This is a genomic window from Streptomyces ziwulingensis (assembly GCF_039542605.1).
Lineage (GTDB): Bacteria > Actinomycetota > Actinomycetes > Streptomycetales > Streptomycetaceae > Streptomyces > Streptomyces ziwulingensis.
In genome coordinates this window covers 17,365-37,314 of the sequence record NZ_BAABIG010000016.1, presented here as the reverse complement: position 1 = coordinate 37,314, position 19,950 = coordinate 17,365, and the positions used below count along the sequence as shown (strand labels likewise).

General features: G+C 66.3%; 19 protein-coding genes. 8 read left to right on the top strand and 11 right to left on the bottom strand.

All coding sequences use genetic code 11. The features are described from left to right. Positions 1–127 precede the first annotated feature (127 nt). From ABEB00_RS07305 to ABEB00_RS07270, 9 genes are all read right to left on the bottom strand, one after another. Complete coding sequence (locus ABEB00_RS07305) at positions 128–949, bottom strand: integrase (protein ID WP_345618148.1); 822 nt, start codon at positions 947–949, stop codon at positions 128–130. Next, entirely contained in the window at positions 946–1,797 is an 852-nt protein-coding gene (locus tag ABEB00_RS07300; protein ID WP_345618146.1) for a sigma-70 family RNA polymerase sigma factor, read from the bottom strand. Before ABEB00_RS07300 ends, ABEB00_RS07305 begins: the two co-directional genes overlap by 4 nt. Positions 1,798–1,978: 181 nt before the next feature. Further along, on the bottom strand, positions 1,979–2,380 hold the full coding sequence (locus tag ABEB00_RS07295) for an ATP-binding protein (protein WP_345618145.1): 402 nt from the start codon (positions 2,378–2,380) through the stop codon (positions 1,979–1,981). 99 nt (positions 2,381–2,479) lie between these two features. Beyond that, positions 2,480–3,334: a helix-turn-helix domain-containing protein gene (locus ABEB00_RS07290; protein ID WP_345618144.1), complete on the bottom strand. Its 855-nt coding sequence runs from the start codon at positions 3,332–3,334 to the stop codon at positions 2,480–2,482. A 1,833-nt stretch (positions 3,335–5,167) separates the two neighbouring features. Next, the gene (locus ABEB00_RS07285) at positions 5,168–6,958 is read right to left on the bottom strand and encodes a GmrSD restriction endonuclease domain-containing protein (RefSeq protein WP_345618143.1); all 1,791 of its coding nucleotides are present in this window, start codon (positions 6,956–6,958) and stop codon (positions 5,168–5,170) included. Positions 6,959–7,560: 602 nt separating this feature from the next. Next, on the bottom strand, positions 7,561–7,875 hold the full coding sequence (locus ABEB00_RS07280; RefSeq protein ID WP_345618142.1) for a hypothetical protein: 315 nt from the start codon (positions 7,873–7,875) through the stop codon (positions 7,561–7,563). Positions 7,876–8,037: 162 nt separating this feature from the next. After that, entirely contained in the window at positions 8,038–8,541 is a 504-nt protein-coding gene (locus ABEB00_RS07275; protein ID WP_345618141.1) for an HAD domain-containing protein, read from the bottom strand. 217 nt (positions 8,542–8,758) lie between these two features. Then, positions 8,759–9,130 (bottom strand): mCpol domain-containing protein, encoded by a 372-nt coding sequence (locus tag ABEB00_RS36040; protein WP_425586454.1) that lies wholly within the window; start codon positions 9,128–9,130, stop codon positions 8,759–8,761. Positions 9,131–9,167: 37 nt separating this feature from the next. Further along, on the bottom strand, positions 9,168–10,292 hold the full coding sequence (locus ABEB00_RS07270) for a hypothetical protein (RefSeq protein ID WP_345618140.1): 1,125 nt from the start codon (positions 10,290–10,292) through the stop codon (positions 9,168–9,170). Positions 10,293–10,897: 605 nt separating this feature from the next. Here ABEB00_RS07270 and ABEB00_RS07265 point away from each other — a divergent pair. From ABEB00_RS07265 to ABEB00_RS07250, 4 genes are all read left to right on the top strand, one after another. Then, positions 10,898–11,161, top strand: coding sequence for a CopG family transcriptional regulator (locus ABEB00_RS07265; RefSeq protein WP_345618139.1), 264 nt, complete (start codon positions 10,898–10,900; stop codon positions 11,159–11,161). After that, positions 11,158–11,571, top strand: coding sequence for a type II toxin-antitoxin system VapC family toxin (locus ABEB00_RS07260; RefSeq protein ID WP_345618138.1), 414 nt, complete (start codon positions 11,158–11,160; stop codon positions 11,569–11,571). Before ABEB00_RS07265 ends, ABEB00_RS07260 begins: the two co-directional genes overlap by 4 nt. Positions 11,572–11,816: 245 nt before the next feature. Next, on the top strand, positions 11,817–12,584 hold the full coding sequence (locus ABEB00_RS07255; RefSeq protein ID WP_345618137.1) for a DUF4142 domain-containing protein: 768 nt from the start codon (positions 11,817–11,819) through the stop codon (positions 12,582–12,584). 88 nt (positions 12,585–12,672) lie between these two features. Continuing rightward, on the top strand, positions 12,673–13,134 hold the full coding sequence (locus ABEB00_RS07250) for a hypothetical protein (protein WP_345618136.1): 462 nt from the start codon (positions 12,673–12,675) through the stop codon (positions 13,132–13,134). Positions 13,135–13,185: 51 nt separating this feature from the next. On the opposite strand, the gene ku is transcribed toward ABEB00_RS07250, so the two are convergent. Further along, positions 13,186–14,331: a non-homologous end joining protein Ku gene (ku, locus tag ABEB00_RS07245; protein ID WP_345618135.1), complete on the bottom strand. Its 1,146-nt coding sequence runs from the start codon at positions 14,329–14,331 to the stop codon at positions 13,186–13,188. 151 nt (positions 14,332–14,482) lie between these two features. On the opposite strand from ku, the gene ligD reads away from it, so the two are divergent. Continuing rightward, positions 14,483–15,364, top strand: coding sequence for a non-homologous end-joining DNA ligase (gene ligD, locus ABEB00_RS07240; RefSeq protein WP_345618133.1), 882 nt, complete (start codon positions 14,483–14,485; stop codon positions 15,362–15,364). A 71-nt stretch (positions 15,365–15,435) separates the two neighbouring features. Here ligD and ABEB00_RS07235 read toward each other — a convergent pair whose 3' ends face one another. Next, positions 15,436–16,239: a nuclease-related domain-containing protein gene (locus ABEB00_RS07235; protein WP_345618132.1), complete on the bottom strand. Its 804-nt coding sequence runs from the start codon at positions 16,237–16,239 to the stop codon at positions 15,436–15,438. Positions 16,240–16,504: 265 nt separating this feature from the next. Here ABEB00_RS07235 and ABEB00_RS07230 point away from each other — a divergent pair, with 265 nt between their 5' ends. The 3 genes from ABEB00_RS07230 to ABEB00_RS07220 are packed head-to-tail and all read left to right on the top strand — an operon-like array spanning position 16,505 to position 19,864. After that, positions 16,505–17,008 (top strand): SH3 domain-containing protein, encoded by a 504-nt coding sequence (locus ABEB00_RS07230; RefSeq protein WP_345618131.1) that lies wholly within the window; start codon positions 16,505–16,507, stop codon positions 17,006–17,008. Between the two features lie 43 nt (positions 17,009–17,051). Next, positions 17,052–18,410, top strand: a complete 1,359-nt coding sequence (locus ABEB00_RS07225) for an FtsW/RodA/SpoVE family cell cycle protein (RefSeq protein ID WP_345618130.1) — start codon at positions 17,052–17,054, stop codon at positions 18,408–18,410. Next, positions 18,407–19,864, top strand: coding sequence for a penicillin-binding transpeptidase domain-containing protein (locus ABEB00_RS07220; protein WP_345618128.1), 1,458 nt, complete (start codon positions 18,407–18,409; stop codon positions 19,862–19,864). The genes ABEB00_RS07225 and ABEB00_RS07220 overlap by 4 nt, the downstream gene beginning before the upstream one ends. Positions 19,865–19,950 lie beyond the last annotated feature (86 nt).

Sequence of the window (19,950 nt, the reverse complement as noted above, 5' to 3'; positions counted from 1 at the left end):
TACCCCCCTAGACAGCAGGGGGAGTAACCCGCCCTAACTGTCTAGGGGGGTTGACGGCAACCATAGACCGAAGCCCCATCAACTGTCTAGGGGGGTATACGAGTGGGTCTCGGCAGGCGTGTCCGCGTTACGGCAGCACCCAGTGCAAGGCGGTGGCGTCATCGCACACCTTGCCCCGTGGCCAGCGCCGTCCGACAGGGTCGCCGGCCTCAGCTTCCCGGACACGGCGGATCAACTCGGCAGGCCCCGACGAGTCGAGAACAGCCAGGACCTCATCCCACGCCATGAGTGCGAAGCGGTCAACAAGCCGTGTCGCTCCGTCGCTCAGCAGCGTCACGGAGGTCAGGGACTCCAGCGGCATTACTCCCGTGAGGGCGTGCTCGGCCGCGCGCGGATCGGGCCCAGCGATCCAGAAGCCGTCCGGCTGGTTGCGCAGTCCCGTCAGCGCGTCGCGGTACTCGGCCAGGGCCGCGGCATGTTCAGGCGAACCGGTGGGAAGCGCGTCGACCGGTCCACGGAGCCGCCTGCCGACGTCGTCCAGGCGCCGGTCGGTGACGACGGTCGCCCCCGTACCCCTGCCCGCGAGGAGGAGTGAGGAGTCACCGAGGACCAGGTACTCCAGAGCCTCCGTACCGGCTCGCACGGCGACGACCGTACTGGTCGGACTGGCGCGATGGACCAGGTCGCAGACGTCCTCGTGCAAGGACCTGACGGTGCCGATCGCGTCGGCCAGGCAGTCAGCCAGCGGCCGGGTCGGATGCGCGGTGATGGTGCTCAGCAGCAGCCCGCCCAGCGTCGCGGCGAACCAGGCGACGCCGTGCGTGCAGCCGGTTTCCGCCTCGGCGACGCCGGCGCCGTCCAGGAGAACGGCAGCTCCGGGTGCGGCAGCGGCGAAGTCCTCGTTCTCTCCGTCCGGCTCCGCGGGCAGCGAGTCGAGGGTGACCCTCACGCCGCCGACTCCTCGTCGTGCCGGTAGAGGGGGGTGAGCAGCTCGACGGATCGCGGTTCGCTGGTCTCGGGGTCGTACTCCACACCGACCAGGGTGGAGAAGCGATGCTCACCCACCTGCCCCCACACCGCGTTCAGGTCGGAGGCGAGCAGTTGCACGACGCCGAGGGAGCCCTGCGTGTGGATACCGGCGATGGCGAGCAGTGAGCCCTTGCCGTCGGGGCGAGCCAGCCTGCCGACGTATCCGACGTCGTACGGACGCGCCGGATCACTGTCCTGCCCCGACCGGTACACCGTGCCCGTCTGCTGATCGGCGAGCGTCCACGGCCCGTCTTCCGCCCGTTCCCAGCGCAAGACGGGATCTTGGGCGTACGTGTCCCACATCTGCTGAGACATACGCGGGCCGCAGACGACGACCAGGCCGTCACGGTCGAGGTCGATCTCGCCGATCACCGGCACATGCTCCGAGGTGACGTCGAGACCGTACGACCGGGCGAGGTCTTCAAGACGCTTGCCCGAGCTGACGTCGTCCACGGCGACGACCGTGCGCCCGCGTTCGTCGTCGCGCCGCAGGGGCGTGGCGACGATCACGGAACCGTGCCCCAGGAAGGCACCTTCAGGCGCCGGGCCGGTGTGGCGGATCTGATGGATGCGGCCACGACTCAGACCGGCCTTGGTGGCGATCTGCGCGTACGACAGCCCTTGCGCGTGAAGGTCCTGGACCACGCGACGACGGAGCCGGGCGAGTTCGGTCACCTCCTGCTGCGCGTCGGCCAAACGGGTCGTGACCTCACGCAGCAGCAGATAGGGATCATTGATCGCCATGATGCGCCGCAGATCGTCCGACATGACCTCACCTCCCAGGAGTACCCAGGAGTCTAGGGCTCTAGACAGAACGGGCGCGAGCCGACGACCGGAGCGAACACCCACCACATAGAACCCGGCTCGACGGCGAGGCACTCCACGAGGGCTCATCCGCCACTGCCCGATGCGCGGCGACGGCGACGTATCGCCGGCGTCCAGCGAGCCATCAAGCACTCACCCGCACCAGGTCCGCCCAGACGCAGCGTGCGCCGTCAGGCCGATCCTTCACGCCCCAGCCCTTGGCGCAGGCATTGACCAGTCTGAGCCCGCGGCCCCCCTCCTCGGCCAGGCCGACCATGCCGCACACCATGGGCTCGTCGTCCCCGCCCTGGTCCGTCACCTGGATACGCAGCAGATCGTCGGCGAACTCGACAACGACGAGGAACCAGCCGCGATACCAGCCGCTGCGCGTATGCCGGACGGCATTGGCCGCCAGCTCACCGACGACCAGCACGGCATCCTCGACCATGCTCGCCTCCTCACCCTCCAGCAGCGCGGCGACGAAGTGACGGGCCTCAGCGACCTGCCATGCCTGACCAGGGAACAAACGAGCCCACTTATTGCGCATGGGGAACTCAACTCCTCAACGTCTAGGGGCCTAGACAGCACAACGGGCAGAGTATTCCCATGCATCAGCACAGACTAGCCATGCCGAGGAATTATTCCTCTAACGAGTGGTGGAGTCCCCCAGGTCCCGGAACTCCTTCATCACTTGGAGAAGCAGCTCCCGCACCTCGGACCCGAAGACCGCCGCATCCTCGAAACGGCTGAACGTCTGCTCGTATCCGGCCACTTCAGAGGCAGCGTCCTCGACCTGCTCACCCCGGAAGGTCTCGATGACCACAGCTCGTGAGTCGCACAGGGTGAAGCCGTGCCGAGGCATCAGCGGCACGGGCCGAGCCCACGGGATGACACCGAGGCGGACCGTACTCAGACTCTCCACCGCCAACAGCCGATCGAACTGGGCCAGCATCAGCTCCGGACTCCCCGGCCACGTCCGCAGCACACCCTCAGTCAGCACGAACACCGACTCACGCCCCGGCTCGTAGAGAAGGCTCTGCCGCTCCACCCGCGCGGCCACAGCCCGACCAACATCTTCCGGCGTCGTGTCAGGGGCGCTCGCGAAGACATGCCGGGCGTACTCGGCAGTCTGAAGCATGGCCGGCAGAACAACACACTGAAACGAGCGGACCAGCCGAGCGGACCGCACCGCCTCATGGAGAGCCGCCCCAGCAGGAACCGCCTCATCACCGGACACCCGGGAAGCCTCCGGTGCAGCCATCACCGCGACCAGGAGGTCACGCACCTCACGCGCGGTCGACTCGTCCAGACCGAGAGCCTTCGACAAGCGGTCCAGGACATCGAGGCTGGGGACCATCCGCCCGTTCTCCACCTTGGACACAGCCGGCTGACCTACCCCGGCCCGCTCCGCCAGGACAGCACCCGTCAGGCCAGCCTCCGCACGCAGTCCCCGAAGACGCACCCCAAGCGCCTTCATCAGCTCTCGCCGCTCACTCCCCATGCCAGGGTTCTACACCACGAGACAGCCCGGCACCGGACCGCGGAAGCTCATCACCACCAGCAGCGACCATGATTCAAACTTTCTCTACTGGTTCAAGGCGGCTCGCTCCGCTCCCCGCACGCGGCCCGGCCCCCGGCCGGGCCTGCGCTCCTGTCTCCGCCCCGCTCCAGCCCGGCCGGCGCCCGTGCCGCGCGCTACAGCAATCAGCCGCCTGATGCCAGAGAAGGGGTACGTCGTGGCTGGGGCGGTCGAAGATCATGGCCCCAACGTCGTGCTTTACCGGGCAGGTCCACAGACTGCCCGACGCGCCGGAAGCTTACGGGGCCATGATCACTCGCGCCAAAGCAGCTCCAGCCCAAAGCCGCTGCGCCGACCCGGGTGCCTACTCCTGGGCGTCGAGCTCTTCCTCTACGAAGGCCCGAGTAAGCCCAGCCACCACCGCTCCGATGATGATCTTGATCAACGGAATGATCTTCTTCATCTTCCCACTTCCTAACATCTGCCAGCGGATCTCCTTGACCCGGTATCACCCTCCCGCTCACCTTCAGGCAGGCGTACGCAACTAGTTGGTTATTGATGAAAGTTGACCCCTGTAGACATGGCAGAGGAGGCGCTTTGCTTGCCATACTTGACCCTGCCAGAAGGGGCAGCACCTCTTTATTCAACTCGGGTTTCCGACCAAAAATCTTCAGGCATCTACATCTAACGTAAAAGCAACCAGTGATTCGGAGCTAAAAATGATCCACCTTCCAAGCGAAAAGGATTTAACTCCAGGAGTCCATCGAAATCTAGTAATCAAGTTACACGAACTCTATAGGAGAGCCGGATTCCCCGGCATCAAATCCATCAGCAACGCTTCAATTCACCTTGGCGATAATTGCGACATCATTTCACACCAAGGGGCTTCAAATATTCTCTCCGGTAAGTCGATCCCGAGATGGAATAAGCTAGAAGCCCTCGTTCTAGTCCTGGCCGGCCTAGACGTAAGCAGACCTGAACCTCGAAAAGTTGCTCAAGAATTCCACACTCTTTGGATTCCGCTGGTAGAAGGAACACCGGTCTCGCACCCGGCTCTCGACCACAGCCATAGTCTGCCCGCGCGCGAAAAGGCAGAGATTACTTCTCCTGCGCCGGCCGCCTTGGAACCCCCCGCCATCTTCACGCCCCCGCAAGTTAGACGAACTATCTCAACCAGACTAAAGAGAGACCTCAGACTTGAGGTTGGCGGGAAGTGTCCCGTCCCTCACTGTCAAAGTGCGACTATCGAATTGGCGCACATCACCTCAATAGCGACGGGAGGGAATAATAGCTTTGGGAATCTACTCTTCTTGTGCCCGAACCATCACCGGCAGTACGAAACCGGAGGATTTCCAGAGCAGGACATGCGCCTAATTAAGGCCCGCCTCGCCTGGAGCCTCAACCGTTACACGCACGACGAGCTTATTTGGCTAGGAGTATTTTCCAAGCGTGGAGGAACCCATTTCATTCACCCTAGAAGGGGTCGTATCTCCTTGCGAACCCTCGAATCCGACGGCTACGTTAGATTGGTCGAGGCCGGGTCAGAAGATTCGGAAGAATCAACAGATACTTGGTGCCTAACTGAGATCGGCGCTCGCTTGGCAAATGTGTGGACCGATTCCGGCGCTCCTGCTATCGATATCGCATAGCAACTTGAGTGAGCATGCCCTATCTACGGCCACTCGGGGAATCAGGCCGACAGGCGGGCACCAATGCAGCACATCGGCCCCTGACCATTTGACCTGGTCAGGGGCCGACTGCTTTGAGAACGCTCAAGGTATCGACATCTCCATGAGGCTCTGCCGACTCGCGCTTTTACGGGAAACGCTTGAACAACCTCCCAACATCACGCGCCGCAACCTCAATTGTGCTGGACCCCTGACGTTCATACCACTTATCGGTGTAAGGAACCGGATGCCCAACAGATTTCACGGTAAGCAGCAAAACGGGTTTTCCGTGGTAGTTCGCGGGACGCATGTCGCGGAGTACCTGAGACTTAAGGTCAGCCTCCAGGCCGGACGCTCTCACCTTCTCGGTGAAGAAACTCATGTACCCGTCAAGGGAGCCACCGTGTTGTTGGAACTCGTGCTCGACTCCAGTAATCCAAAAGTCACCGTCTCGAACTGCTGGGGCTCCGTACAGGCTCCGAACCCTGTCCGCATCACTCCTCGTGTCGGCAATACCGATCACGACATATCCCACAGTACCGTCGCCATCGTTTGCGATGGCCGATACCGCCTTCAAGATCCGCTCGAAACCGCGAGAGTCGAAATTCCCATTGCCATCGAGAGAATGCAATCCCTGCTTCAACTCAAAGAGGCTGTGCTCAGCGAGGGCAGCACGAAGAAGCCGATGAATCCTAGCCTCATTCGCCTCAAACAGGACATCCCGCTGACTACTTTCCGGAACCGTAAGATCCCTGAGAACTCCCGCCACAGCAGACACGTTATCCCGCTTGTTCTCTGCGGACCAGGTGCCCCCGCCGGCGGTGATGTTAAGAATTCGATCACCGATTCCATCGAGGGCTTTGACCATCTTCCCGGAATCGCTAATTGATCGATTCTCACGAATCAACAAGGTATAGAGGGCCAGGAAAATAGTCGCATAATAGCGTGGCACGCGTTGCCGAGGAGCTTTGAATACTAGCTGAGAAAAACTCTTGCCGGACTCCTTGAGGAGATCTTCCAGGACACTGTGGACATGTTCAAATCGACCCTTAATGAGGTCTGCGCCCTCTCGCTGCACAGAAGATTCAATGCGATCTCTCCTGCGCTCCTTTGAATCCCCGGGCTTGATTCCATAATACTCGTCAAGGGTTTCAGATGCGTACCTGGGAACGCTATCCAAAATCATAGTTGCAAGCAGGTCAGCAACAATCTCTTCGTCTCGCGACTCTCTAACTTGGTCCTTCTCCAAGATCTTGTGACGCACCCAGAATACATCTTCAATGAAGACGCCTGGACCATTTCGATCGCTCGAAATACTGATGGCAGGCATACCAGTAAGGGCCACCAGATCCCGAACCGATGTATCACCCCTTACAAAGGAGGATACTTCACGGACGAGGTCAGCAAAATTTGATACGGCTCCGGCTTGGCGAATCTCCTGCCGGGAAAGGTAGCGTCCGTTGGAATTGATCCTCCGGAATACCTCTTCCACGATCTCTTCGTCAGGAGCTCGATAGGTCGACATCGGAAGAACGTAATTTGCAATGCTAACGCATTCTCGACGGTCGAGCACTGGCAGACGCTGTTCGAGTTTCCCTTCATCCCGCCTCAGCTTTGTTTCAGCGAGCGTTTCAAGATCGAAGTAATAGCCATCCAGCGCATACTGGTTCTCAATGAATGAAAAGATAGCATTCAGCCGTTGCAAGCCATCAATGATTTCGAGAGTGGCCTTACCTCCAATGGTCCGCTCGGCAGTCAGGACAAGCGGAACGGGCAACTGCTTACGAAGAGAATCAATGAATGCCGCTTTTTCGCTAATCGCCCAAACAAGCTTTCGCTGGTAACGCCTGTTAACAACGAAAGACTGATTCACATAGCTGTTGTACAGCGTTTGAATGTTTTCGCCTCGGACGATCAGGTTACTGCTCAGCTCGGCCATCGATTCTCCACAAGTTGTACCTCAACGTGATCCTCCGCTGAGCAGATGGCGCGTTCAGGCGAAGAGCAGCCTCCTGACTCTGCCGCAAGGACGCTACCAGTCACCCTCACTGCGAGGATGGCTCATCTATGAATCGGGTGGGCGGGCGGTGGATCGGACGTGCCAGACCCGTGCCAGATGGTGCAGGGAACCACGGGGAACACCGGGGAGCCAGTCGATCGCTGGCCAGGTGCCGACACCGCTCCGTCGCAGGTCGGTCCCGGTGCATGCTCCAGATGCCCTTAGCTTTCCAAGCTGAGGGTTCCGGCACCGTCCGCGCGTGCCGGCCGTCGTGGCTTGCTCTGGTCGACGACTCAGGCAGCGTGGTGGAGGCCGGTGGGGGTGCAGCGAGGCACACGCGCGCCTGGTCAGTCGGCGCGCCCACCGTCATGGCTGACTTTCGTCGGCTGGGGTTCGTGCCACTACCGGGCCAGATGTAGGGGTCAGTCACGGTCAACGCCGGTGTCCTGCGGTCGAGTACCCGTCCCCTTCCTCGGCCGGCAAAGTCGCAGCTCAGCCGCAAGATCACCCAGCCTCTCTCCTAAAGTGGTTGTCCGGCGCGCTTACCGGGTCCACACCCGCTGGAACTCCTCCCCCGCAATGGGCTCCAGCGGATCCACTTCGGGATCGATCGCCTGGTCTGTCAGGCCGCCGTGCCCGTCCTCCAGGTGCTCCCAGCTGTACCGGTGGAGTTGGCCGGCAGGAGTCAGCTCGGCTTGCTTGATGACGATCAACTCGCCACGGTCGGGCACGGCCTCCACGTACCAGAGGCCGCCTTCCTCATCAGCGTGGCGGAAGTGGCGCCGCGAGGTGGCGCCCTCATCGAGTGCTCGGAAGTACGCCAGGCTCTCTGCTTTGATGCGCTCCAGGTCGACCACAGGATCATCGTGCCAGCGAGCGCATGCGGTTGCACCGTTCTGACATCCACAGGTGACATCAACGGCCCCGGACGCCAGCACTCCCAGACGATCCTGAACGGCAGGCGTGGTCAGGCGGCTCCCCGGCAGTGCCGAGGAGTGATCGAACTCCTAAAGCGGTACTCATCGCGGTATGACGAGTCGGAGCCAGCCAGCGAGCGCGGTGAAGTCGGCGTCCGTGAGGCCTTTGGCCGGGTCGACGCGATGAAGCAGTGACGGCCCGGAATGACTGGCATCGACCCACAGACGATCCATGGCACTGATCTCGTCGTCGACCCAGATGAACGGTCGGCCATTGGCCCACTCGACGAGGTGTCGGGTTTTCCAGTGCAGGCCACGCGGGCCCTCGTCGGCGTGAGAGGCCGACCACTCCACCAGGGGCAGCCTGGGTAGTCCGATGCGTGGGGAGACGACCTCGTTCGCATCCTCCATCCAGGTCGTGGCCCACACAAGATGGCATCCCAGGGCTGTGAGGCGAGATCCGAGCTCAGGGTCGAGTCGCGTCAGCAGCGGGTTTCCCGAGACGTCCGTGGCAGCGGCTTGAGGGCGACCGGACGACAGCCCGAACGGGATCAGTGGACCGTCAACGTCGAGGAAAAGGAGGGGACGCTCCGTCGCGCTTGTCACGACGGCACGATAGCCCTGTGCAGTAGGAGAACGGCTCCCCCATCGCTGGGCCGTCCTGGGTCGCTCAACAGTGGCCAATGACGACCAACGACGACCACCAGGCGCACGGGAACGCTGCCCCTGACCAGCAAAAACCCAGCTCCTGGAGATCCCCGGCAAGACCCAGGACAAGAAGACAGGTCTTGCCCGCCTGACTAGTAGCTTCATTGCTTCGCCGTTAGCGCTCTGAGTAAATTGAAACCCTGCACTTTCCAGAGGACTTAGCCATACGCAAGGCGATGAAACTTTCTCGCAGCGTTCTCCCAACACCGACAGAGAACGTGAAGTGTCCAGGCTGTTGCAATGCTTCGAGCGCATCACGCAATCGAGTAGTGGAGTCTTCGCTCAGCTGAAGCATAATACTATCTCCTCCGGTCGACATTACTGTCACTCCGGGAACTCTAGATGCACTACCAGCCACCTTTTCCACGGCGAGAGAAATCATTTTGGAGGTCCGCACGAAGCCAGCGACATCATTTGCCAAGAGATGGGACTCGATCTTACTACCTACATCGTCACCATCTACGATGGCGAATAGCAAGGGATGCACCTTTCTTAGGATTCCCAATGCACTTCTCAGAAGTGCATTAAATATAGTCGACCACTGATGTCGAGGTAGACAAAAGGGCTCCAAGCGAAAATGCCAACGAACTCGGAGCCGAGATGAACAGGCGGCCTTCAGGGGCAGATCCGTGAGCGCTCGCCTGAGTGGACAGATAGAAATCCCAATATTGAACGATGTCTTTCAATAGTTCACTGTATGCAGATCGATCATCTGGGAAGGTCGGCGCCATGCACCGGTAGACGAGTGCGCTGCTGCAGATATCGTGTGCTCCCACTGCATATCTGCCGTTCTGACCTTGGGTACCTTGTGCTGCTTCTTGGGCTTCCGTAATCACGTTCGGGTTATTGGTGATATTGAGAATCAATGCATGCCTATTTGGACTCTGCCCGCCAGCCGGATGCAGTGAAACTGTGTCGCGACGAATGATTGACGCAAGTTGATAGCCTGCTTGTGTAGTTTGTGGTCCGCTTGGGGTTCCCTTCAAGACCAGCGGCGGCAGTGTCAAGTTCGGTCCCGAACTTGACACCTGATGGACTGAGATTTGCTGAAACTCAAACACTCGCAACTGGGCGCCCTGCGCCTTGAAAATTCGCTGCCCTAGCCGAAATGCGTTGGCTAGGCCACAGGCAAGATAGAAGGAGATGTGGCTTGAATTCTTCGCTTCCTCTTCCTTCAACCTCGCTTCAATCACCCGTTGGGTGAGGCCTGCTCGCGCATCAGAAGTGAGACCTGGATGCAGCTCGTCCACATTCACATAGAAAAAACTGATGTGGCGACTTTTCGCCGCTGAAGAATGCTCGATCAGCCTGGTATCGGACCACCCTGATGTGGGTGTGGGTTGCAGAAAAACAGCCACGCCGACTCCAGTACGGCCATGAAGGTTCAGCCAACTTGTTGCCAGGATGAGAAATCCGACGATCAATATCACCGTCAGTGTCGCCGTCTTCCCTGGGATCAACTTCAGCAACTCAGGGAACGTTCCAGCCACCAAGGCTGACCCCAGAGCGGCAAATAGGGCAGATACAATTGCCCGATCTTCGTTGATCCTTCGGTATCCCCTGCGGATCCGACCAGCCACCAGCACCCTCCGCGACGCTCCCGCATCTTGCTTGAGGCTCAAGGTACCGGCCATCTGCGCGTGTTGCATTGACCAAGCCCATACCGGAAGCATGCTGCACGAGCTTGTGTGCGGTGCAAGGCGGACGCCAGCGCGTCGGAACGGACATGGATCGAGCCCATCTGGCGCCGCTTCTACATCGAGGCTGGACATCAACGACGTCACACGGCGGCAGCCGCGAGCGGCCTGCGGCGGACCCACCTCTTGTGCAACCACGGCTCACGAAGGCTTGTTGGTCCTCCGAGAGCGGTGCTTCGGACCGTGGACTATCCGTGGACTCGTTCGGCCCGGTCTGCCACACACAGGGCCGTGACCTGCTGCGCTGGCTGCGTGGCAAGCGGCCTCCGGAGCCGTGTGCGCAGGTTCGAATCCTGCCGGGGGCACTTCGCAGGAAGTGCCTGAAGACCCCGCCACCAGCGAGTTCGCTGGAGTCGGGGTCTTTGCGTTTGTGCAGGCGGATGCCGCCCCGAGCAACCGTTTGTCAGTGGTCAGGCAATGGCGACGTCACCCACTTGAACGGCCCTTCTACAGGTCGGGGGTCGTTCCTCGGGTTGCTGAGGCGGCCTCGGCGAGCCGGTGTTGCGGTTCTCTGCGTCCGGCCCACCTCGGGGGAGGATGCGAGGTGGATGAGTGGCATGAGTGAGCCTACCGGCAAGTACTCGATCACCATGCCGCGTGATATCGCCGAAGCTGCCAAGGCCCGCAGTGGTCCCTCGGGGCTGTCCGCTTACGTCGCCGCAGCCGTCGCGCGTCAGATCGAGCGGGACAACCTCAACGAGCTCATCACGGTGGCGGAGGCCGAACACGGCCCCATCACCGATGAAGAGGTTCAGGCGCTGCGCGACCAACTCCACGAAGCTCGGGGGCACCAGGCCCAAGGTGGGGCGAGCGCCGCGTGACCCGTTCCCCCGCCGCCCCTGGTGGCACCCTGGTCCTCGACAGTGAAGGGCTGGCCAGGGCAGTCCTGCGCGACCGTACGGTCACCGGTTGGCTCGCACTCGCCCGCGCCGACGACCTACGGGTGATCACTTCCGCGGCCACCCTCGTGGAAGTGATTCACCCACGGATCAACCGCCCAGCCCTGGAATGGACCTTGTCCCGCCTCGTCGTCGAACCGGTCACCGAGTCCCTCGCCCGTCACGGCGCCGACCTCCTCGCCGACGCCGGACTGCACGGGCGCAAGCACGCCATCGACGCGATGCTCAGCGCCACGGCGCTGGTCGCCCCCGGACCCGTCACCGTTCTCACCTCCGACCCTGAGGACCTCGCCGCGCTCTGCCGCGGGCGCGTCACCGTCATCAAGATCTGAGGACGCGCCGTCCGTCCGATGCCCCCTACGTCATGTGCCGTTGGTTCTTCGTCCGGTGGCCGGCTCGTCTCGTGGGCATGCCGCGGGCGGTCCCGGGGAGTGGGTTGCTCGGGTTCGTCAGCGCGGCCCCCGGCGCGGTGGCCGTAGTTCTCGGGTCGCTTGATTGATCCGTCTCTCTCATCCGTACCTCCTCGCGTACGAGCTGTCCGTGTCGTTCGTGTTGTTCGTGTCGCTCTGGAGGTGCCATGCGCGTGTCCCGCAGCAGGGTCGGGGTTGTCGTCCTGTTCGGCGTGCTGAGTCTGACGCTGACCGCGCTCGCCTTTCCGTCCGTGGTCGGGCTGGAGGGCAAGGACGGTGGTCAGGACCGGGTCGTCGCCAGTACGCGGTTCGGGCCGGTGACGGAGGCGGACCGTGACTTCGTGGTCAAGGTGCGGGCCGCGGGGCTGTGGGAGTACCCGCTGGGCGAGCTGGCGATGAGGCGGGGGACGACGAAGGCGATGAGGGAGGCCGGCAAGCATCTGGTGGTCGGGCACGCGGGGCTCGACGCGGCCTGCCGGCGGATCTCCCAGGAACTGGGCATCACCCTGCCCAACAAGGCCAGTCCGCAGCAGCAGGGGTTCGTGAGCGCGGTGGCGGCGAAGCGGGGGAGCGACTTCGACGCGACGGCCGTGACCATCATGCGGGTCACGCACGGGCAGATCTTTCCCGTCATCGCCAATATCCGGGCCACGACGCGGAACACGATGATCCGGGAACTGGCCGACCTCGCCAACGACACCGTCCTGGACCACATGACCGTGCTGGAGGGGACGGACCTGGTCGGGTACGGGGAGGTCAGTTTCCGGCAGACCGCGCCGGCCAAGCTGCCCGAGGACCGGACCACTCCGCCGCCGCCCCAGCCGGGCGAACCGGTCGTCGTCCTCACTCCGCGTCCGGATCTCGGTGTGCGGACCGGCGGTCCGACGCAGGCCCCGGCGCCGGCGCCGTCACCCTCCGGTTGGGCGGGGGGATGAGGGGCTGGTGCCGGTGGTATCGGCATCGGCATGGTGGTGTCGTTTCGTGCCGTGGGATGATCCTGGCCTGCAGGAGGAAGAGGACATCGTGAGCGGTGCCGGGCCGGGCAGCAGTGGGACGCCGGAAGAGGTCTGGCAGATGTTCCTCGACGACAGCGAGGACGCCATACGGGTCTCCGCGCCCCGGGAACTCTCCGCGCGGGATCGGGAGCGGGACTCGCGCCCTGCCGCTGAGCGTGTCCCGGCCGCGGACTCCGTCGGGGAGCTGTGGCGGCCGGAGGTGCCTCGGAACTGGCCTGCCTGGCGCGAGTTGGACAGCCCGGCCCGGGTCCGGCGGGCCGCCCGGGTGTTCGTCGGCGCCGCCGCGGTCGTCGTCGCGCTCACCGCCTGGTCCCAGTTCGCCACCGGCTCGGGGGCTCCGGCCGACACGCCCGTCGACACCACCGTGCAGCGGGTGGAGGAGGCCCCGATCGGGCTGCCCACGGCCGCCGTGTCTCCTGCTCCGAGCGTTACGGCGCCGGTGACGGCCGCGTCCTGGTCGGTGGGCTGAGGGAGCGGGAGGGAGGGGGGAGGGGAGGAGGGGGAGGCGTGGCGGGCGAGGTCAGGCGCTGCGCTTGCGGGCGGCCGTCTTCTTGGCGGTGTTCCTCGTCGTCTCTGTTGTCCTCTCCTTCGTCTCCTTCGCCGCCGTCTTCTGCGTCGCCGTTCTCTTCGCCGCCGTCGTTCTCTTCGCCGGTTCCTTCTTCGGCTGCTGTTTCTTCGCCGTGGTGGCTGTTCCGGCCGACTTGGCAGCCGGCTTCTTCGACGCCGACGTACGGGACGAGGCGGTTCTCCGTTCGGGTGCCGCCTCGGCGGACCTGGCGGACTTGGCGGACTTGGCGGAGGCGCGCCGCGGGAGGGTCCTGACCTCGGCCTCCACTGCCTCCGCCGCCGTGCCCTCCTCTCCCGTACCTCCCTCCCCCGCACCCTCTTCCCCGCGCGACTCCCGTGCCGCCCGCACACTGTTCTCCAGGGCTGCCATCAGGTCCAGCACCTTGCCGGGCGTGGCCGGCTCGCGGGTCTCCGGCGGGGCCTCGCCCGCGACCTTCGCGGCGATGACCTCCTCCACGGCCTCGCGGTACTCGTCGTGCAGGTCGTCGAGGTCGATCTCGCCGAGGGTGTCCATCAGGGCGTCCGCGAGGTCCAGTTCTTGGTCGCGGACGGTGACGCCGGTCTCGGGGGCGACGCCCTCGGGGGCCCGTACCTCGTCCGGCCAGAGCAGTCCGTGCATGGCGATCGCCTCGTCCACCACCCGCAGCATCCCCAGCCGCTCGCGGCCCCGCAGCGCGTACTTCGCGATGGCCACGCGGTTGCTGCGTTTGAGGGCCTCGCGCAGCAGCGTGTACGGCTTCGCGGCTGGGGTGCCGCTCGCCGCGAGGTAGTACGCCGGGCCCATCTGGAGCGGGTCGATGCGGTCGGCCGGGACGAAGGCGACGATCTCGATGGTCCGCGCGGTCGGGATCGGCAACTGGGACAGATCCTCGTCGGTGATCGGGACGATCGTGCCGTCCGCGTCCTCGTAGCCCTTGCCGATCTCGGACTGGGTGACCTCGCGGTCCTCCAGTTCGCAGACCTTGCGGTACCGGATGCGGCCGCCGTCCTCCGTGTGGATCTGCCGGAAGGAGATCGAGTGGCTCTCGGTCGCGTTGACCAGCTTGATCGGGATACTGACCAGGCCGAACGAGATGGCGCCGTTCCAGATGGATCGCACGTGCCGCACCTTTCCGGGCGAAGGTCGAGCAGACCAAGCAGACCAAGCAGCTCGAACGCAGAGCGAACTCGGAGCAAGTGGACCGGGGTCAGTCCTCATCGCGTTTGTCGTGTTTGCCGTGTCTATCGTGTTTGCGTGAGATTCTCATCGTATGGCGCCTATCACGGAGGTGGACGGGCGGCGGGTGGCCCTCAGCAACCTGGACAAGGTGCTGTATCCGGCCACCGGCCTCACCAAGGCCGAGCTGCTGCACTACTACGCGACCGTCGCCGAGGTGCTGCTGCCGCATCTGCGGGACCGCCCGGTCTCGTTCCTGCGGTATCCGGACGGGCCGGACGGGCAGGTGTTCTTCACCAAGAACGTGCCGCCGGGTACGCCCGACTGGGTCACCACGGCCGAGGTGCCGAGGTCGGAGGGGCCGGCCCGGATGGTGCTGGTGCAGGACCTGGCGAGTCTGATGTGGGCGGCGAACCTGGTGACCGAGTTCCACACCCACCAGTGGGTCGCCGGCGATCCCGCTGAGGCCGACCGGCTGGTCCTCGACCTCGACCCGGGGCCGCCCGCCACGGTCGTCGACTGCTGCCAGGTCGCCCTGTGGCTACGGGAGCGGCTGGCGCGGGACGGGATCGAGGTGTACGCCAAGACCTCCGGCGCGAAGGGGTTGCATCTGCTGGCCGGGGTGCGCGGGGCCTCGTCCGAGCGGGTGTCGGAGTACGCCAAGGCGCTGGCGGTGGAGGCGGAGGCGGCCATGCCGGAGCTGGTCGTGCACCGGATGACGCGGAGCCTGCGGCCGGGGAAGGTGTTCGTCGACTGGAGCCAGAACGCGGCACGCAAGACGACGGCCGCCCCCTACACCGTGCGGGCCCGCGCCGAGCCGGCCGTCTCCGCGCCGGTGACGTGGGAGGAGGTGGCGGGGTGCCGCGCGGTGGACGAGCTGGTCCTCCTGCCCGGGGAGGTGGCGGCGCGGGTGGCCGAGTACGGGGATCTGCTGGCTCCGCTGTTCGACCGGCGGGCGGCCGGCGAACTGCCCTGAGCGGAACCAACGAACCGAACGAACCTGAGGAACCAGCGGAAGCCACCCTCCTGTCACCCGTGCCGCGCGGCTCAGACCCGCTCCCACGTGCGCCGGTCGCGGGCCACCGCGTGCAGTGCCCGGGCGTCGGCCGGTTTGAGTACGCCGCCGAGGCGGGCCAGGTGCTCCAGTTCCTCGTCGCGCACCACGCGTACCTCGCGGGGCGGGGCGGTGACCGTGACGCCGGCGGCGCCCACGAGGGCCAGGACCGGGCGTACCTCCGCGGTCAGGGCGTAGGAGGCGCGGTCGGCGTCGGAGCGTACCCGGCGCAGCAGCGGGCGCGGCTCGCGGCGGCCGACCGCGACCAGGGGGTCGGCGATACGGACCCGCTGCTTGCGGGCGTACAGCGCGTGCACGGCGTAGAGGCCGCCGGGGCCGATCATCAGGTGGTGGACGCGGTCGCCGCCGGGCAGCGGCACGGAGTGCAGGACGTACCAGCCGGCCCCGTCGAGCCGGTCGAGGGCCTCCCCCACCGCCCGTTCGGCGGCGAGGGCGCGGCGCCTGGGGTCGGCGCGCACCCGGTGCGACGGGCCGGGGGCGCGGTCCAGGGCGATCAGGAGGGCCTCGCCGGGCCGGTTGGGGGCCAGGTCGTCGTCGGGGTGGAGGGACAGGAGGGCCAGCTCGGAGCGGGTGGGGACGGGGGCCGGGCCGACCGTCACCGGGCCGGTGAGGAAGGGGGCGAGGGCGTCGAGGACGTCCTGCCTGCGGTCGTCGCCGAGGAGGTTGACGCGGGCGGTCTCACGGTCGTACCAGGCGATGCTCCGGCCGTCGGTGAGGCATACGTGGAGCCGCTCCTGTCCGTGCCGCCAGGTCGGTACGACGCGCAGTCCGCTCATGCCCATCACCCCCACGACCATGGGAACAGGCGAGGGCCTCCGGGGCAAGGACGGGGCATGGACGGGCGGGGAACCGGCTGGTGGGACGCGGGCCACCGCCTCCTCACCCGCACCCGGCCCCCTCACCCTCACCCCGTCCCCCTCACCCTCGCCCCCTCCCCCGTCTCCGTCCCCGATGGCGCAGTGAGACGGGCGGGCCCGGCACGCCGCTCCTAGGGTGGCGATCAGTCGCGTCCGACGCCTCGTATCCCATGGAGGTCCTCCCATGTCCCCGCGCTCCTCCTTCATCCGCCGTCTCGTCGTGACGACCGCCGCCGGCGCGCTCGCCGCAGCCGCCGCGGTCACCCCGGCCGCCGCAGGCGACGACCCGGTGGCCGCCGCGGTCACCCCGGCCGCCGCGAGCGACGACCCGGGCGGCGAGGCACCCCCCCGACAGAGCAGCCAGAACAGCCCGAGCGGACAGAGCGGCCCGACCACCCACCGCGGCGACAACGGCGGCGAAGGCGGCAGTGGCGGAGGCGGCGGCCAGGGCTCCGGCCGCTACCGCGGTGTCGTCACGGCCGGCAGCCTCGCGCTGCGCAGCGCGCCGAACCGCGGCTCGCAGATCATCCGGTACGCCCACCGGGGCGAGACGGTCCACATCGACTGCAAGACCGGCGGCGAGTCCGTGCAGGGCAACCCGCTCTGGTACCTGCTCACGGACGGGACCTGGGCGTGGGGTGCCGCCCGCTACATCGACAACGTCGGTCCCGCGCCGCGCTGGTGCTGACGGCAAAGACCGGCACAACCCGCACATTGGGTAAGTTCCGGACATGAAGAAGGCCGGACCCGGTATCACCGTGGCGGCGGCGGACGCGCCGACCCCCGTCGCCCGTCTCCCCCGGCGCCGCGGCATCGAACTCGCCCTGATCGTCCTGGCCGTCCTGCTCTCGGTGTTCGGCTACTGCAACGTGGGGCTGGCCCAGCACGGCACCCTCCCGCCCGGCGCCGCAGGTTACGGCGCCGGGCTCGGCGTCCTCGCGCTGCTCGCGCATCTCGCGGTGCGGCTGCGCGCCCCGTACGCCGATCCGCTGCCGCTGCCCATCGGGGTACTGCTCAACGGCCTGGGCGCGGTGCTGATCTACCGTCTCGACCTGGAGACGCCCGGGGACCGGGCCGCCCCCATCCAGTTGATCTGGTCGGCCCTGGGCGTGACGCTGTTCATCGTCATCGTGCTGATCCTGCGCGACCACCGGATGCTCCAGCGCTGCACCTACGTCTGCGTCGCCGCCGCGCTGGTGCTGCTGACGCTGCCGATCCTCTTCCCGGCGGTGAACGGCGCCCGCATCTGGATCCGGGTCGCCGGGTTCTCCATCCAGCCGGGTGAGTTCGCCAAGGTGCTCCTCGCGGTCTTCTTCGCCGCGTACCTGGCGGCCAACCGCAGCGCGCTGGCGTACGCGGGGCGCCGGGTGTGGCGGCTGCAACTGCCCACCGGCCGGGTGCTCGGCCCGATCCTCGCGGTCTGGCTGGTCAGCGTGGGTGTGCTGGTCCTGGAGCGGGACCTCGGCACCTCGCTGCTCTTCTTCGGCCTGTTCGTCGTGATGCTGTACGTCGCCACCGGCCGGCTCGGCTGGATCGCGGTGGGGCTGCTGCTGGCCGCCCTCGGCGCGGTCGCCGTGGGCTGGCTGGAACCGCATGTGCACAGCCGGGTGGAGGACTGGCTGCACCCCTTCGCCTCCATCGAGGCGGGCCAGGGCCCCAACCAGCTCGCCCAGTCGCTGTTCGCGTTCGCGGCCGGCGGGGTGACCGGCACCGGGCTCGGGCTCGGCCACTCGGTCCTCATCGGCTTCGCCGTCAAGTCGGACTTCATCCTGGCCACCGCCGGGGAGGAGCTGGGCTTCCTCGGGCTGAGCGCGATCTTCGTGCTGTACGCGCTGCTGGTGGAGCGCGGATACCGGGCGGGGCTCGCGCTGCGCGACCCGTTCGGGCGGCTGCTCGCGGTGGGGCTGGCCTCGCTGGTGGCGCTCCAGGTGTTCGTGATCGCGGGCGGGGTGACCGGGCTGATCCCGCTGACCGGCATGGCGATGCCCTTCCTCGCGCAGGGCGGCTCCTCGGTCGTCACCAACTGGGCGATCGTGGCCCTGCTGATCCGGCTCGGCGACTGCGCGCGCAGACAGCCGGCGGCCGCGTGACCCGGCACATCCGGCACGCCGCCGCCTTCTGCGTCCTGCTGCTGGCCGCGCTGCTGGTCAACGCGGCCCGGGTGCAGGTCGTCCAGGCACCGCGGTACGCCACGAACCCGGCCGACCGGCGGCCGGACATCGCCCGCTACCAGCAGCCGCGCGGCGACATCCTGGTGGCCGGCGAGTCGGTCACCGGCTCCCGGGACACCGGGGAGCACCTGCGCTACGAACGGACCTACGCGGACGGGCCGATGTACGCGCCGGTCACCGGCTTCGCCTCGCAGGAGTACGGCACGACGCTGCTGGAGCACGCGGAGGACGCGGTGCTCTCCGGCGCGGACCCGCTGCTGGCGCCGCTGCCGCTGTGGAACGACGTCACGCAGGCCAGGAACCCGGGCGGCGACGTGGTGACGACCGTCCACCCGGCGGCGCAGCGGGCGGCGTACCGGGGGCTCGGCGGGCGGACGGGGGCGGTGGCCGCGATCGAACCGGCCACCGGGCGGATCCTGGCGCTGGTGTCCACACCGTCGTACGACCCGGGGAAGCTGTCCGGGAACGGGAAGGACGCGCTGCGGACCTGGCGGCGGCTGAACGGCGACCCGGACCGGCCGATGCTCAACCGGGCGGTGCGCCGGACCTATCCGCCGGGGTCGACCTTCAAGGTGGTGACCGCGGCGGCGGCGCTCGACGCGGGCCTGGTCCGGGACCTGGACGCGCCGACCCGCTCCGCCGATCCGTACACCCTGCCCGGGACGCGGACGCGGCTGACCAACGAGTCCGAGGGGTGCCGGAACGCCTCGCTGCGGCAGGCGTTCGAGCGGTCCTGCAACACGGTGTTCGCGGGGCTCGGCGTGGAGGTGGGGGCGCGCGGGCTGACGGCCGCGGCGGAGCGCTTCGGGTTCAACGACGACCGGCTGCGCGTCCCGTTCTCGGTGGCGCCCTCCTCCTTCGACCCCTCGGCGGACCGGGCGCAGCTCGGGCTGTCGGCGATCGGGCAGTACAACACGCGGGCCACGCCCCTGCAGATGGCGATGGTGGCGGCGGCGGTGGCCAACGGGGGGCAGGTGCGCACGCCGTACCTGGTGGAGCGGACGACCCGGGCGGGCGGCGGCACGGTGGCGGCGGCCGGGTCGCGTCCGGTGCGCCAGGCGATGCGGCCGGCCACGGCCACCCGGCTCAAGGAGCTGATGACCGGGGTGGTGCGCAGCGGCACGGGGGCGAACGCGGCGATCCGCGGCGCGGTCGTCGGCGGCAAGACCGGCACCGCGCAGCACGGGGTCGGCAACACCGGTACTCCGTACGCGTGGTTCGTCTCCTGGGCGCAGGGCGCGCGCGACCTGGAGCCGAAGGTGGCCGTCGCGGCGGTGGTCGAGGGCGCGGCGGCCGACCACGGCGACATCACCGGCGGGGGGCTCGCGGCGCCGGTGGCACGGGCGGTGATGGCGGCGGTCCTCGACCGCTGAGCGCACCCGTCGTTCGCTCATATCTTTACTCGTGGTCAACAAGTCCCGCCCAGGGGATTGACGTCCTTGCTGACACGCAGTCTCAT